Source organism: Rhodococcus sp. NPDC060090, from assembly GCF_042729855.1.
Lineage (GTDB): Bacteria > Actinomycetota > Actinomycetes > Mycobacteriales > Mycobacteriaceae > Rhodococcus.
The window spans coordinates 124903-139092 of sequence record NZ_JBHWXB010000005.1 but is presented as its reverse complement, the minus strand read 5'-3'; the positions used below and the strand labels follow the sequence as shown (position 1 = coordinate 139092).

General features: G+C 66.6%; 16 protein-coding genes. 2 read left to right on the top strand and 14 right to left on the bottom strand.

Going from position 1 to position 14190, the window contains the following annotated elements; all coding sequences use genetic code 11:
* The 4 genes from tatB to sigE form a co-directional block, all read right to left on the bottom strand.
* The gene (tatB, locus tag ACFWCF_RS08910) at window positions 1-417 is read right to left on the bottom strand and encodes a Sec-independent protein translocase protein TatB (RefSeq protein WP_378559828.1); all 417 of its coding nucleotides are present in this window, start codon (window positions 415-417) and stop codon (window positions 1-3) included.
* Window positions 418-485: 68 nt separating this feature from the next.
* Window positions 486-1982: a S1C family serine protease gene (locus ACFWCF_RS08905; protein ID WP_378560241.1), complete on the bottom strand. Its 1497-nt coding sequence runs from the start codon at window positions 1980-1982 to the stop codon at window positions 486-488.
* A gap of 198 nt (window positions 1983-2180) precedes the next feature.
* Window positions 2181-2552, bottom strand: a complete 372-nt coding sequence (locus tag ACFWCF_RS08900; protein WP_378559825.1) for an anti-sigma factor family protein — start codon at window positions 2550-2552, stop codon at window positions 2181-2183.
* 16 nt (window positions 2553-2568) lie between these two features.
* On the bottom strand, window positions 2569-3207 hold the full coding sequence (gene sigE / locus ACFWCF_RS08895) for an RNA polymerase sigma factor SigE (protein ID WP_378559822.1): 639 nt from the start codon (window positions 3205-3207) through the stop codon (window positions 2569-2571).
* A gap of 289 nt (window positions 3208-3496) precedes the next feature.
* Here sigE and ACFWCF_RS08890 point away from each other — a divergent pair, with 289 nt between their 5' ends.
* Window positions 3497-4132 carry an O-methyltransferase gene (locus ACFWCF_RS08890; RefSeq protein WP_378559819.1) on the top strand — a complete coding sequence of 212 codons (636 nt, stop codon included), beginning with the start codon at window positions 3497-3499 and terminating at the stop codon, window positions 4130-4132.
* 22 nt (window positions 4133-4154) lie between these two features.
* On the opposite strand, the gene glgC is transcribed toward ACFWCF_RS08890, so the two are convergent.
* On the bottom strand, window positions 4155-5369 hold the full coding sequence (glgC, locus tag ACFWCF_RS08885; protein ID WP_378488778.1) for a glucose-1-phosphate adenylyltransferase: 1215 nt from the start codon (window positions 5367-5369) through the stop codon (window positions 4155-4157).
* A gap of 160 nt (window positions 5370-5529) precedes the next feature.
* On the opposite strand from glgC, the gene glgA reads away from it, so the two are divergent.
* Window positions 5530-6702, top strand: a complete 1173-nt coding sequence (gene glgA, locus ACFWCF_RS08880; protein WP_378559816.1) for a glycogen synthase — start codon at window positions 5530-5532, stop codon at window positions 6700-6702.
* On the opposite strand, the gene ACFWCF_RS08875 is transcribed toward glgA, so the two are convergent.
* The 9 genes from ACFWCF_RS08875 to ACFWCF_RS08835 form a co-directional block, all read right to left on the bottom strand.
* Window positions 6689-7564, bottom strand: a complete 876-nt coding sequence (locus tag ACFWCF_RS08875; RefSeq protein WP_378559813.1) for a putative RNA methyltransferase — start codon at window positions 7562-7564, stop codon at window positions 6689-6691. The genes glgA and ACFWCF_RS08875 overlap by 14 nt on opposite strands.
* A 103-nt stretch (window positions 7565-7667) precedes the next feature.
* Window positions 7668-7835 (bottom strand): DUF3117 domain-containing protein, encoded by a 168-nt coding sequence (locus ACFWCF_RS08870; protein WP_006554284.1) that lies wholly within the window; start codon window positions 7833-7835, stop codon window positions 7668-7670.
* A 151-nt stretch (window positions 7836-7986) separates the two neighbouring features.
* Window positions 7987-8559 carry a DNA-3-methyladenine glycosylase I gene (locus ACFWCF_RS08865; RefSeq protein WP_378559810.1) on the bottom strand — a complete coding sequence of 191 codons (573 nt, stop codon included), beginning with the start codon at window positions 8557-8559 and terminating at the stop codon, window positions 7987-7989.
* Window positions 8556-8981, bottom strand: coding sequence for a DivIVA domain-containing protein (locus tag ACFWCF_RS08860; RefSeq protein ID WP_378559807.1), 426 nt, complete (start codon window positions 8979-8981; stop codon window positions 8556-8558). The genes ACFWCF_RS08865 and ACFWCF_RS08860 overlap by 4 nt, the downstream gene beginning before the upstream one ends.
* Before the next feature lie 34 nt (window positions 8982-9015).
* A complete protein-coding gene (locus tag ACFWCF_RS08855) occupies window positions 9016-9933 on the bottom strand; it encodes a glucosyl-3-phosphoglycerate synthase (RefSeq protein ID WP_378559804.1) in 918 nt (305 codons plus the stop codon).
* Window positions 9930-10742: a dihydropteroate synthase gene (gene folP, locus ACFWCF_RS08850; protein WP_378560238.1), complete on the bottom strand. Its 813-nt coding sequence runs from the start codon at window positions 10740-10742 to the stop codon at window positions 9930-9932. The genes ACFWCF_RS08855 and folP overlap by 4 nt, the downstream gene beginning before the upstream one ends.
* Before the next feature lie 160 nt (window positions 10743-10902).
* The gene (locus ACFWCF_RS08845) at window positions 10903-12678 is read right to left on the bottom strand and encodes a long-chain-acyl-CoA synthetase (protein ID WP_378560235.1); all 1776 of its coding nucleotides are present in this window, start codon (window positions 12676-12678) and stop codon (window positions 10903-10905) included.
* Between the two features lie 135 nt (window positions 12679-12813).
* Window positions 12814-13374, bottom strand: coding sequence for a TIGR00730 family Rossman fold protein (locus ACFWCF_RS08840; RefSeq protein ID WP_378559801.1), 561 nt, complete (start codon window positions 13372-13374; stop codon window positions 12814-12816).
* Window positions 13368-14180, bottom strand: coding sequence for a TIGR00730 family Rossman fold protein (locus ACFWCF_RS08835; protein WP_378559798.1), 813 nt, complete (start codon window positions 14178-14180; stop codon window positions 13368-13370). The genes ACFWCF_RS08840 and ACFWCF_RS08835 overlap by 7 nt, the downstream gene beginning before the upstream one ends.
* Window positions 14181-14190: the final 10 nt, after the last annotated feature.

The following is a 14190-nucleotide window of genomic DNA, read 5'->3' as shown; positions in this document are numbered from 1 at the left end:
TTACGTCGCGTCGAAATCGATCGGCGGGGTCTCGCCCGGAGCGAGGGGTTTCGACATGTTCGGCCGCGACGAAGCCGGGCCGGTGGACGAGCCCGTGCCGTTGGTCGACGGTGTCGACGGCGAGTCGAAGTTGCCCGTGAGGATCGAGTCGTCGCCGTCGAGTAGATGTTTGGTGATGACGGCCTTCGGTGTCATGCCCCGCAACTGGTTCAGGTCGGACAAGGGTTTCTGCAGATCCTCGAAGTCGGGCCCGAGTTCGTCCTTGAGTTGCTGGCGGGCGCCCGACGCGTACTCGCGCACCTGACGAAGTGACTTGGTCACCCACGACACCGCACCCGGAAGTCTCTCCGGACCGAGAACCACGAGGGCCGCGATGAGGAGGACCATGAACTCGCCCCAACCGATGTTGCCGAACACCGCACCAGACTACGTGGTCGATGCAGAATTGCAGTACCTGCAGCGGATATCACAATCCTTGATCGGGATCAGTCCGATACCGGCGTGACCTCGATGTCGACGAGTCGACCCTCCCTCACCAGCTGCACGGTGACCGGCTCGTCCATCTCCTGCAGATGAACTGCGACGACGAGCTCGTCCGCACTGGTGACCTCTCGATCGCCGACCTTGACGATCACGTCGCCCTCGACGATGCCGGCACTCTGCGCCGGGCTGCCCTGTTGCACGTTGGCCACTTCGGCGCCGCTGGCGACGTCGTTGACGACGGTTCGGGCATTCACACCGATCTCGGGATGATGCATCACGCCGTCGCTGATGAGAGCCTGCGCGACCTCCGTGACGGTATCGATCGGAATCGCGAAGCCCAGACCCACGGATCCGCCGGTCTCCGACTTGATCGCCGAGTTGATACCGATGACCCGGCCCTCGGCGTCGATGAGAGGCCCGCCCGAATTTCCAGGGTTGATGGCCGCGTCTGTCTGCACCGCATCGATGACCGCGTCGGTGTCGGTGCCCTGCCCGTTCAACCGCATAGGCCGGTGCAGCGCACTGACGATTCCGCGGGTGACGGTCTTGTTCAGGCCGAGCGGTGACCCCACCGCCACCACGTCTTCGCCCACCTGGACGTCCTCCGACCGGCCCAGTTCGGCGACGACGAGATTGTCGACGTCGTCGACCTTCAGGATCGCGAGGTCGGTCTTGATGTCGCGCCCGACGATCGACGCAGGCACCTTCGTGCCGTCGTTGAACGTCACCTGCACGTTGGCCTCGGGGTTGTTGGCGGCCATCGACACCACGTGATTGTTGGTGGCGATGTAACCCTCACCGTCGATCACTACGCCCGATCCGGTTCCGGCATCCTGGCCGAGCGTGACCTGGATCGACACGACCGCGGGCAGCACGGCGTCGGCCACCTGCGCGACCGTGCCGGTCGGTGCTTCCTCGCCTGCCGCGACCTGGGCCAGCGACACACCGCGACTGGTCAACGACCCGTCCTCGGACAGCACCAACGCGACGACGAGTCCCCCGACCATTCCGATGACGACTGCAACGGCAGCGAGGGTCGCAAGTGCGCGCGGTTCGACGCGGCGGTCGAAGAGGACTTCTCGGAGCGCAAGTCTGCGGGCAGGCGGCAGCTCGTGTTCGACGGTCTCAGCGACAGGCGGGCCGAGTCGCACGGCCGAGTCCGGGTCGCGCCAGGGGTCGGGTTCGATGGTCTCGGCAGGTTCCTCACCGGCATCACCGGGTGGGCGCTGGAGCGTGTCGACGGCGTCGTCGGGACGCCCGTACGCCTCGGCGAAGATCGGGTCGGGCGGTGGCGCGTGCTGAATCCGCGGATCCGGGTTCCGGTCTCGCGGGATCGCTCCGAAGGAACCGTCGGCACCTGCGGGGCGGCCGAAGACCCGAGCAGCGGAGGGATCGACGGAGGGCCGATACACGGGTCGCGGCTCGAGGCGCGGCGCGTCGGCGGGTCGTTCGATCACCCCGGACGATCGGTCGGGCCTGCCCGAAGCGGCGTCGGGCAGGCCGTCGGCATGAGTGTCACCTCGCCCCGGCCGTTGCACACCCGGCCGTTGCCCGCCCGGCCGTTGCCCGCCCGTCGGTTGCACAGAATCGCCGCTCACGCGTGTCCGTCTCCCCCGTGTAGGTCCGTCACGCAGCCCAGTATCACCGATGGCACTGTGTCTGCTGCTACCGCGTCTGCTGCTACCGCCCGCTCGCTGTCAACGACGACGGCGGATCGACCACCGACGTGTGCTCCACGGATCCTGGGCGGCTGCGTCGAAAAGTCCGCCCGCACCCGGGGGGCGGGTGGGGTCGGTGGGGGGCTTGTCGCAGAGGTGGCTGGGAATGTTGCTCAGGGCACCGAGCAGCGAGGACGGCATCTGCGGAGCCTGACGGGCCGCAGACCGCAGGGCGCGGCTGGCCTGTTCCTGCGCTTCGACCTCGGTCGCGCATTCGGGGCAGATGGACAGGTGCTGTGCGGCGCGGAGATACGCCGACATCCGGAGTTCCCCGTCGACGAATGCGGCAACAGCTTCGCTGGCCAAGTGTTCCGTGGAACCGAACCTGCGAGGTGGTTGCACCATCGTCATCAAATCCTCCCGGCGGCTACCCCGCATCGACGCGACCGACTTCGACCTTCCCATGCTCACGCAGGTGCTCGCGCAGCGCCTGGCGGCCTCGGTGGATGCGACTGCGCACCGTCCCGAGCTTCACCCCCAGTGTGGCACCGATCTCCTCGTAGGAGAGTCCCTCGATGTCACAGAGCACCACCGCGGCACGGTACTCCGGCGCCAACGAGTCCAACGCGGACTGCAGATCGGCACCGAGGCGGGCGTCGTGGTAGATCTCCTCGGGGTTCGGCCCTTGGGCCGGTACCCGATCGTAGTCCTCCGGCAGCGCTTCCATCCGGATGCGATTTCGTCGGCGCACCATGTCGAGGAAGAGATTCGTCGTGATTCGATGCAGCCAGCCCTCGAACGTGCCCGGCTGATAGTCCTGCAATGAGCGGAACACCCGGATGAACGTGTCCTGGGTGAGATCTTCGGCATCCTGGGCATTGCCGGAAAGACGGTAGGCAAGCCGGTACACGCGGTCGCCGTGCTCACGGACCAACTCGTCCCATGACGGCATCGCAGCACGATCACCGGTGGCATCGAAGACCGCCGTGCCGCTCATGTCGGCATCGGCATCGGCATCGGCGGGTGTGAACACGTCGAGGGTGGGGACGGTGTCGGATCTTTGCATGTGGATCGGTGGATCCTCCTCTTCGGGACCGCTGATCAAAACGACATTCTCCCGGTGTTCAACGTTCGGGCGCGGGATTCTATTTCCCGCCGTGTGCCCGCTCCGTCGTTTCCGATCGTCGTCCGATGATCGTCGAACCTGCGGTCTGTTGCGTATCCGACCATCACTGTTCACCACGGCAATGTGGACGCCGTATGAGTACCCTGAAAGTCAGCTGAGAAACCACGAACGTCGGATTCTGGGGCGCGCCTGCCTGCGTTGATGCGGTCGCGAGGATAGCCTCAGTGGGGTGCAGACCAATGCCGACCGGATCCTGGCCCACGCAGAGAATGTCGTCGTCGAAGACGACGATCTCGTCAACGCGCGCGAACGCGCCCTCGATCTCGGCGCCGAACCCGTTTCACCGTCCGTGGGCGCAGCGTTGTCCCTGTTCGCGCGCATGCTCGATGCGCGAACCGTCGTCGAGATCGGCACCGGCGCCGGTGTGAGCGGACTGTGGTTGCTCCACGGATTACGCGAGGACGGGGTGCTCACCACCATCGACAGCGAACCCGAGCACCAGCGGGCCGCGAAGATCGCGTTCCGCGACGGCGGGGTGGTCGCTTCCCGCACTCGGCTGATCAACGGCCGCGCACTCGACGTCCTGCCACGGCTCGCGGATTCCGGATACGACCTCGTCTTCGTCGACGCCACCCCCGCCGACCACCCGCACTTCGTCCGGGAGGGCGTACGACTGCTCAGGCCCGGCGGGGTCATCGTGTTGCACAACGCGCTGCTCGACGGGCGGGTCGCCGACCCGGCCGCACGGGATTCGACGGTGCTCGCCGTTCGTGAGGCCGCGCGTGCCATCTCTCAGGACGATCGGCTGGCGCCGGTGGTACTGCCGCTCGGCGACGGTCTGCTGTGCGCTGTGCGCATGAGCTGAGCGACGTCCCCGGGCAGTGCAGCTAGATCCACACACCCTTACCGATGGCGACGACTCCGCCATTGCTCACCGCAAAGCGCTGACGGTCGCGTTCGAGATCGACTCCGATGATCTCGCCGTCTCCGACGACGACGTTCTTGTCGAGAATCGCGTGGCGCACCACTGCGCCTTTGCCGATCCGCACGCCGGGCATCAACACGCTGCCCTCGACGGTGGCGCCGTGCTCGACCATGACGTTGGAACTGAGCACAGAATTGCGGACGGTCGCGGCCGACAGGATACTTCCGGCCCCGACGATCGATTCCTGCGCGAGACCGCCCTGCACGAACTTCGCGGGCGGGAGGTTCTCGGCGGCGCCTCGGATGGGCCAGCGCGTGTTGTACAGGTTGAAGATGGGATGGACCGACACCAGATCCATGTGCGCGTCGTAGAACGCGTCGAGTGTTCCGACATCGCGCCAGTAGGCGCGGTCGCGTTCGGTGGCTCCCGGCACCACGTTGTTGTTGAAGTCGTAGACGTGCGCGACACCCTGCGCCACGAGCGCGGGAATGATGTCGCCGCCCATGTCGTGGTCGGAGTCCGAGTTCTCCGAATCCGCCCGTAGGGCCTCGACCAGCACCTTGGTGGTGAAGACGTAGTTGCCCATGGAAGCGAAGGTCACGTTGGGATCGTCGGGTGTGCCGGGCGGGTGCGCCGGCTTCTCGAGGAACTGAGTGATGCGGCCCTGCTCGTCGCTGTCGATGCATCCGAACGCGAACGCTTCGCTACGTGGAACCCGGATACCCGCGACGGTGACACCGGCGCCGGATTCGATGTGCTGACGCACCATCTGCTCGGGATCCATCCGGTAGACGTGGTCGGCGCCGAACACCACGATGTATTCGGGGTCCTCGTCGTACACCAGGTTCAGCGACTGCAGGATCGCGTCGGCGCTCCCGGTGTACCAGCGCGGTCCCAGGCGCTGCTGCGCGGGCACCGGGGTGATGTATTCACCGGTGAAGCCGGACAATCGCCAGGTCTGGGAGATGTGCCGATCGAGCGAGTGCGACTTGTACTGCGTCAGAACACAGATCCGCAGGTATCCCGCGTTGACCAGGTTGCTCAGCACGAAATCGATCAGCCGGTAGGCGCCACCGAACGGCACCGCAGGCTTTGCGCGGTCCGCGGTCAACGGATACAGCCGCTTACCCTCGCCGCCGGCGAGCACTATCCCGAGCACATGTGGCTGGCTCCTCACACGCTCAACCTATCCGCACTGCCCACGATGCCGCCAGCCAAGCGCGAATCGGACGGCGCGTCCCGGCCTGTCGCATGTGTCCCGCTGTCGCATGTGTCCTGTTGTCTCGGCGTTCGGGGATCGAGTGGCCGGAATCTCGACGGGCGGATAGTTTGATGCGGTGCGGGTGGCAATGATGACACGGGAATATCCGCCCGAGGTATACGGCGGCGCAGGCGTTCACGTAACCGAGCTCGTGTCGCAACTCCAGCGACTGTGCGAGGTCGACGTGCACTGCATGGGAGCACCCCGCGACACTGCGATCGTGCACTCCCACGACCCGGCTCTCGCCGGTGCCAACGCTGCGCTGACCACTCTTTCGGCGGAACTGCGCATGGCCCACGCGGCGGCCGGAACGGACATCGTCCACTCTCACACCTGGTACTCGGGTCTCGCCGGTCATCTCGCCGCCGAACTGTACGACGTGCCTCATATCCTCACCGCTCATTCGCTCGAGCCCCGGCGCCCGTGGAAGGCCGAGCAACTCGGCGGCGGTTACCGCATTTCGTCGTGGTCCGAACGCAACGCGGTGCAGTACGCGAATGCCATCATCGCTGTCAGCGACGGCATGCGCCTCGATGTTCTCGACGCGTACCCGTTCGTCGACCCCGCGCGTGTCCACGTGGTGCGCAACGGCATCGACACCGAGGCATGGCATCCGAGCCCTCTCGCACCGGGTACCGAATCGGTGCTGCCGACGATCGGTGTCGATCCCGCGGCCCCGATCGCCGTGTTCGTCGGACGCATCACCCGGCAGAAGGGGCTCGGTCATCTGATCGCGGCCGCACACCGGATCTCACCCGATATCCAGCTGGTGCTGTGCGCGGGCGCACCCGACACCCCCGAACTCGCCGCGGACACCGAACGGGCCGTGGCGGAACTGCAGAGCGCCCGGGGCAACGTCATCTGGGTGAAAGAAATGCTTCCACGCGAATCGGTTCGCGAGCTACTCGCCGCCGCACAGGTTTTCGTGTGTCCCTCGGTCTACGAGCCGCTCGGCATCGTGAACCTCGAAGCGATGGCCTGCGAGACGGCCGTGGTGGCGTCGGACGTGGGCGGGATCCCCGAGGTGGTGCAGGACGGTGTCACCGGCACGCTCGTGCATTACAACTCGTACGAACCTGCCGTCTACGAACGGGCCCTCGCGGACGCAGTCAACGACCTCGCCTCCGATCCCGCACGTGCTGCCGAATACGGGCGGGCCGGACGGCAGCGGGCGATCACCGGATTCTCGTGGGCGCAGATCGCGCGCGACACCCTCGCCGTCTACCAGGACGCGCTCAGCCGTCGCTGATTCCCCCGTCCTGCCGGATCCTGTCACCGTGCTGCCGGACCCACGTCGACACCACCACAGACGCGGTCACCTCGAATCCGTCGGGCAGCGCCTCCACCATCTCGGTGCGTTGCTGCGCAGTGAGATGGAAGGCGGACGGACCCATACCGACGAGACCGGTGAGTGCCGGACGGGTCAGCTCCATCACGAAACGAACCTCGGTGCGGTCGCGGCGTTCGAACCGTCCCGACAGCGCGGCCGACAATCGTTCGGTCTTGCGTTCGTCGACGCTGACCATCCCGGGCAGCGACACCAGTTCACCCAGGTGCTCCGGGGTCGGAGTGACCACAACGAGCGTCCCTCCCGGCTCGAGTATCCGGTGCACCTCGGACGCGTTCCGCGGCGCGAACACCGACAGGACGTGCCCGAGCGACCCGGACCGAACCGGAATTCGCTCCCACGCGTCCGCCAGGACGGCGCCGGTGCGGGGATGGCTACGGGCGATTCGGCGGACCGCCGGCTTCGATACGTCGAGACCGATACCTCGGGAGCCGGGCATCTCGTCGAGGACCCTCGCAAGATACTGTCCGGTTCCCGCACCCACCTCGAGCACACCGGTATCGGACGGGGCCGACGTGCATGCGGTCGCCACCGCGTCGCGGATCGGATCGTAGTGACCGGCGCCGAGGAACTCGGCCCGGTCGGCGATCATCTCCGCGGTGTCGCCGGTGAACCGTGTCGCGGCGCCGGTAAGGAGCGTGACGTAGCCCTGTCGCGCGACGTCGAAGCTGTGGCCGCGTTCGCACAGCACCACTGTGTCGTCGAGGTCCATCGCAGACTCACAATGCGGGCAGGCGAGGAGGTCGATCACCGAGTCGAGCATGGTTTCCCTTCATCCACGACGCACACGGCAGTTCGACCGGTACGAAACCGGGCCCCGCGCACGTAGCAACGCAAGGCCCGGAAACGCACGAAAGAGGCGCTGATCAGCTGGTGACACTCTTGAGTTCGTCGCCGAGGGCCGCAGCCTCTTCCGGCGTGAGCTCGACGACCAAACGTCCGCCGCCCTCGAGTGGAACCCTCATGACGATTCCTCGTCCCTCTTTGGTTGCTTCGAGGGGACCGTCCCCGGTCCGGGGCTTCATGGCCGCCATCCTCTGCTCCCTCCAAATCTGCACCCGACCTCCGGGCGCGTGGGTTACCGTGTGGTTGCCTCGTCGCCGTCGACGATGCGCGCTCCACCATTGTTCCCTATCGCGGTCGGCGCTGGACAGCGGACTCCCGCGTGCGGCCGCGCGGAGTAGGTCAAGCGTCCGATCGAACCCAGCATTCGACGAGGTGATCGTCGACCATCCCGGTGGCCTGCATGAGGGCATACGCAGTGGTGGGACCCACAAAACGGAAGCCTCTGCGCTTGAGCTCACGTGCCATCGCCGTCGACTCCGGGGTCACGGCCGGAATCCGATCCACGGAAGCGAACCGGTCGGCGCGCCGCGCCGGCGCGAACGACCACAACAACGTGTCGAGGTCGGAATCGTCGAGGTCGAGTACTGCTCGCGCGTTCGACACCACCGCTTCGATCTTGAGCCGGTTACGGACGATGCCCGCATCGGCCATCAGTTCGGCGATCTTCTCGTCGTCGTAGCGGGCGACGACATCGACATCGAAACCGTCGAACGCCGCACGGAACGCCTCTCGCTTACGCAGGATCGTCAGCCACGACAGACCCGACTGGAACGCCTCGAGAGCGAGTCGCTCGAAGAGTTCGTTGCGACCGTGCAGCTCCCGCCCCCACTCGGTGTCGTGGTAGTCGCGGTAGAGCGTCTCGCCGGGGCGATCGATCGCCCAAGGGCATCGCACCCGTGCATCGTCGGTCATGATGTGGCCCCTTCGTCTGCATCCTGTTTCTCGGCCTCGGGCTGCTCCGAAGTCCGGACCTCAGGATCGTCGTCGGGCTCGTCGACCGCGGAAACAGGTGCATCGGACACGAGCGCATCGTCGCCGAGAGTCTCGGCCGACCCCTCGTACTCCTCGATCCTGCCCCGGAGTTCGTCGATCTCACGAGCGAGCCGATCGAGCGCCCAGTCGACCTCACCCATCTTGTACCCGCGCAGCGTCTGCTGGAAGCGAAGGTCTCGCACGTCGGTCCCCGTCACCTCGGAGGCGGGCAGCACCGTCGCGGTGGTGCCGGGAGGGATGGGCGCGAGCGCCTCACCGCGCCCGAACACCACGGTCGCGACGAAGAACAGCGCGGCGCCGACGACGACAATGACGAGCACGTAGAGCAGAATCGTCAGCATTCCTCGATCTTGACACGCCGCGCCGACATCCGAGTCAGCCGGTGATCGTCACCATCGGCGGACGGTCCTCGAGGCTCACGTGGGTCTCGACGGGACTGAACGAGTCGCCGTCGACGAGGAACTGGGTCAGCGGCGCACCCGAATCCGCGATTCCGCAACGGCCCAACATGGTTCCGACGATCTGCCGGCTCATCGCCCCGAGTTCGGACAGCGGGCGGTTTCGATGCTTGCGCACTCCTAGGTTGACCTGGGCGATCGCATCGAGACCGAGCCGGTCGTACGTGTCGAGGAGAAGTCCGATCTCGACACCGTAACCCGGCGCGAACGGCACCGACTGCAGCAGCTCCCGGGTGCCCGCGTATTCGCCTCCGAGAGGTTGGAGTACACACGTCAGTTCCGGTCGCAGTGCGGCGAGCAGCGGCCGCGCGACCAGCTCGGTGACCCGGCCACCGCCGGAGGCGTCCTCGGCGCCACTGACCCTCAAGGGTCGCCGGTAGAAACCCTTGACGAGATGGATCCCGTCGCCGAGCAGCAGCGGCCCGAGCAGCTTCGGCACGAACGCCGGGTCGGGGTTGATGAGATCGGAATCGACGAAAGCGATCAGGTCGCCGGACGTTGCCGCGATCGACCGCCACAGGACCTCGCCCTTCCCTTGGACCGGCGGCAGACCGGGCACCGCATCCTCACGTGAGATCGTGCGCGCACCTGCGGCACGCGCGCGAGCCACGGTCTCGTCGGTGGAGCCCGAATCGAGCACCACCAGTTCGTCGACCAGACCGCCGAGGAGCGGATGAATCGTGTCGACGACCTTCCCGACGGTTTCTTCCTCGTCGAGAGCAGGCAATACCACCGTGACCGTGCGTCCGGCCTTCGCGCGCTCGAGTTCCGCGACCGTCCATGTGGGACGGTCCCAGCTGTTCGCTTCGCTCCAGGTGCGCGTGGGGGCGCTCATGCCAGTCCCCTGACTGTGCGTGCAGGCCGACGGGTGCCGGCGATCGCCGCCGTCATGTCGACCACGCGACGGGTCGCTGCGACCTCGTGTACCCGGAACACCCTCGCGCCTGCTGCCGCGGCCAGTGTTGTCGCTGCCAATGTGCCCTCCAACCGCTCGGCGAGTTCGACACCCAGAGTCTCGCCTACGAAGTCCTTGTTACTGAGCGCCATGAGCACCGGCCACCCGCTTTTTACGAGAACGTCCACGTGCCGCAACAATTCGAGCCCGTGGTAGGTGTTCTTCCCGAAGTCGTGAGTCGGATCGATGAGGATCGAGTCGGCCGCGACACCTCGCCGCGCAGCGTCCTCGGCAGCTCCGACGACCACGGCCGCGACCTCGGCGACGATATCGGCGTACCGCACCCGGTGGGGTCGGGTCCGCGGGATGGCGCCACCGGTGTGGGAGCACACGATGCCCACCTCGAGCTCGGCTGCGACATCGACGAGCTCGGGATCGGCACCCGCCCACGTGTCGTTGATCAGATCGGCGCCTTCGGCCACGGCACGCCGGGCCACGTCGCTGCGCCACGTGTCGACGCTGATGAGCACATCCGGGTACCGCTCACGGATCGCCGCGACGAAGGGGACGACCCGTCTGATCTCCTCGGCGGCGTCGACGAGGTCGCCGGGCCCTGCCTTGACGCCGCCGATGTCCACGAGATCGGCGCCCTCGCGGACCGCCCGGTCGACGGCGGCGAGCGCAGCGTCGTCGGTGAACGTCGCACCCCGGTCGTAGAAGGAATCCGGGGTGCGGTTGACGATCGCCATCACGAGGGCACGGTCGGTGGGGACCTGGCGGCCGCACAGCGTCGGAGACGGTCGTCCGCCCAGCGTCGGAGACGCGGGCCCGGGTGGGCGCACGTGGGCCTGCGCGGGCAACTCGGGAACCTCTGCGGCGGAACCGGTCATGGCTCCCATCCTGACATGATCAGCGTCGGGGCATTTCACCACGCGTGACCGCATCGACGTATCCCTCGTAGTGGGGGCGGTATCCCTCCGAGCGATCCGCGAGAACGAGGAGTTCGTCGGAGCCGATGTCGGTGTAGCCCTGATTGCGCAGATCCACCTTGCGGCTCTTGAAGGTCGTCGTGTGCTCGAGTTCGTCGACGATCCGCACGAACAGCGGTACGGCGTAGTCGGGGAGCGCACGGTGCAGGGCAGCGGAGAGTTCCGCACCGTCGAGCTCCGCGTCCGGATGCAACGTCACCGCCACCATGCCTGCGCGGCCTTCCACACCGGGCACCTCGACGCCGTAGACGACCGCCTCGGCGATCGACTCGTGGGACGACACTGCGCCTTCGACCTGGGTCGTCGCAACGTTCTCACCCTTCCACCGGAAGGTGTCGCCGAGGCGATCGACGAATGCCACGTGAAGGAAACCCTGCTTGCGGACGAGGTCGCCGGTGTCGAACCAGACGTCGCCGTCGCTGAACGCGTCGCGGACGAGTTTGGCCTCGGTCGCGTCGGGATCGGTGTACCCGTCGAAGGGGGCGCGGGAGGTGACCTTCGCGAGCAGCAGTCCGGCCTCACCTCGCCGGACGCCCTTCAGCCGCCCGTCTGCACCGCGGCGCGCCTTGCCGGTGTCCGGGTCGTAGTCCACCACGGCGTGTGGCAGGGGGCAGATTCCCGCGGTGCGGGTCTGGTTGAGGGCATTGATGAATGCGATGTTGCATTCGCTGGCGCCGTAGAATTCTGCGACGCGTTCGATTCCGAAGCGTTCGGTGAACTGGGTCCAGATCTCGGGTCGCAGTCCGTTGCCCACCATGAGCCGGATACCGTTGTCGCGATCGTCGGGGCGCTCGGGCTGGTTGAGCAGGTAGCGGCAGATCTCGCCGATGTAGATGAATGCGGTGGCGCCGTTGCGGCGGGCGTCCGTCCAGAATCCCGAGGCCGAGAATTTGCGGCCGAGCGCCAGTGTCGCGCCCGAGCTGAGCACCGACGACAGCGCAACCGTGAGCGCGTTGTTGTGATAGAGCGGAAGGCAGCAGTACAGGGTGTCGTCGCGGCGCAGGCGCACGCCCAGCCCTCCGAGCCCGGACATCGATTTCAGCCAGCGGAAGTGCGACATCTTGCTGGCTTTGGGCAGACCCGTCGTACCCGAGGTGAAGATGTAGTAAGCGGTCTCGGAGGCCTGCAGACGTTCGGTGACGGCCGGGTTCGCGGAATCGGCTTCGGCGGCGACCGCGTCGAGTTCGTCGACGCGCAGCACGGCTTCCGCCTGCGGCGGACCGTCGAGGGACTCGATGATTTCTTCGCACTCTTCGCCGACCACGAGGACACGGCTGTCGAGCAGTCCGAGGCTGTGGGCGAGCACCTCACCGCGCTGGTGGTTGTTGAGCATTCCTGCGGCGGCTCCGAGCTTGACCGCTGCGAGGGTGATGAGCAGCGCCTCGGGGCGGTTCGCCATGAGGATGCCCACGACGTCGCCCGCCTGCACGCCCCGCGCTGTCAGCACAGCTGCGTATCGGTTGACCTGTGCGTTCGCGTCGCCGTAGCTCAATGTGTCGCCGTCGAAGCGCAGGAAGGGGTGATCGGGTCGGCGGTCGGCGAGTTTCTGGAACACCGAGCCGATCGTTTCGCGTGCCCGTGGGGTGCGGGTCATTCCGAGTGCTCCGCGCAGCAGGCTCGGCGCATCGGGCAGCATGGCAGGCAATTGGGTAAGGAGACCGATCGGGGAGACGGTCGAATCACGCTCGGTGGACACGGGGTTGTTCAACTTCGTTCCTCACGGCGGTGTTCAGGGCTCACGGCGGTGTTCAGGGCGGCGGGTTCGGACGAAGTCGTAGCTCCCCCGAACTTACCGAAGAGTAGATAATCGATCGGTCGAGCGAAACCCCCTCTACGCCTGTACGGCCACGACACACCGATCGAGCGCGTCCTCGATATCGCCGGTGACCTGCAGGGCATCGAGTGCACGCCGCGCCACGAACCCGGTGTCGACCATCGACTCGAGCCACGTGAGCAGACCGGTGTAATGCCCGACCGGATCGAGCAGCACCATGGGTTTGTCGTGCATTCCCAAGTATCCCGCGGTCCAGGTCTCGAACAGCTCCTCGAGCGTGCCGATCCCACCGGGGAGGGTGATGAACGCGTCGGCGCGCGTCTCCATGATCTCCTTGCGCTGCCGCATCGTGTCGGTGACGACGAGTTCGTCCGCATCGACGTCGGCAACCTCGCGGTGCACGAGCGCCTTCGGGATGACCCCGACCGTGTGCGCCCCCGACGTACGGGCGGCCTCGGCGATCGCACCCATCATCGACACGTTGCCCCCACCCGAGACCAACCGCCAGCCACGGCGCCCCAGAGCCGTGCCGACCGCGCTCGCGAACTCGAGGTACGACTTGTCCACCGGACCGGACGCACAGTAGACGCACACCGCCAGGCCGGCCTCGCTCACCACGAGGCCTCCTCACCGTAGAGCTCGTGCTCGTCCTCACCGCGGTGCGCAGCGACGATGATCTGTACCGCTTCCTCGATGCTGTCCGTCACCGAGATCAGGTCCATGTCCTCCGCCGAGATCTTGCCCTCACGCAGCATCGCCGTGCGGATCCAGTCGAGCAGTCCCGACCAGTACTCGGTGCCGACCAGCACGATCGGGAATTGGGTGATCTTGTGGGTCTGCACCAGCGTGACCGCCTCGAACAGCTCGTCGAGCGTGCCGAATCCACCGGGTAGGCAGACGAATGCCTGCGAGTACTTCACGAACATCGTCTTGCGTGCGAAGAAGTACCGGAAGTTCAGGCCCAGATCCACCCAGTCGTTGAGCGACTGCTCGAAGGGCAGCTCGATACCCAGGCCGATCGAGAATCCACTGGACTCGCTCGCCCCGCGGTTCGCAGCCTCCATCGCTCCGGGCCCACCACCGGTGATCACGGCGTAGCCGGCCTCGACGAGGGCAGTACCGAGGCGACGACCGAGTTCGTAGTCCGCGTGGTCCGTCGGCGTACGCGCGGACCCGAACACTGCGACGGCACGCGGTACCTCGGCGAGCGCACCGAACCCTTCGACGAATTCGCTCTGGATACGCAGGACCCGCCACGGATCGGTGTGCACCCAGTCGGCGGGACCGCGCCGGTCGAGCAGGCGCTGATCCATCATGGTGGACTCGAACGCACGGTCGCCGCGCAACTGCACGGGTCCGCGATGCACGATCTCGTCGCGATCGCGTCGACTGTCGGAGTTCGTCGGGGCTTCGTCGCCTGGCATGTCGGTCACG

Bases quoted from the DNA above. Each gene is read 5' to 3' on its own strand.
- ACFWCF_RS08860 (WP_378559807.1), bottom strand. From the start codon at position 8,981: ATGCTGACGATTCTGCTCTACGTGCTCGTCATTGTCGTCGTCGGCGCC.
- ACFWCF_RS08900 (WP_378559825.1), bottom strand. From the start codon at position 2,552: ATGACGATGGTGCAACCACCTCGCAGGTTCGGTTCCACGGAACACTTG.
- ACFWCF_RS08865 (WP_378559810.1), bottom strand. From the start codon at position 8,559: ATGACCGACGATGCACGGGTGCGATGCCCTTGGGCGATCGATCGCCCC.
- ACFWCF_RS08855 (WP_378559804.1), bottom strand. From the start codon at position 9,933: ATGAGCGCCCCCACGCGCACCTGGAGCGAAGCGAACAGCTGGGACCGT.
- folP (WP_378560238.1), bottom strand. From the start codon at position 10,742: ATGGCGATCGTCAACCGCACCCCGGATTCCTTCTACGACCGGGGTGCG.
- ACFWCF_RS08835 (WP_378559798.1), bottom strand. From the start codon at position 14,180: ATGCCAGGCGACGAAGCCCCGACGAACTCCGACAGTCGACGCGATCGC.
- ACFWCF_RS08875 (WP_378559813.1), bottom strand. From the start codon at position 7,564: ATGCTCGACTCGGTGATCGACCTCCTCGCCTGCCCGCATTGTGAGTCT.
- sigE (WP_378559822.1), bottom strand. From the start codon at position 3,207: ATGCAAAGATCCGACACCGTCCCCACCCTCGACGTGTTCACACCCGCC.
- ACFWCF_RS08870 (WP_006554284.1), bottom strand. From the start codon at position 7,835: ATGGCGGCCATGAAGCCCCGGACCGGGGACGGTCCCCTCGAAGCAACC.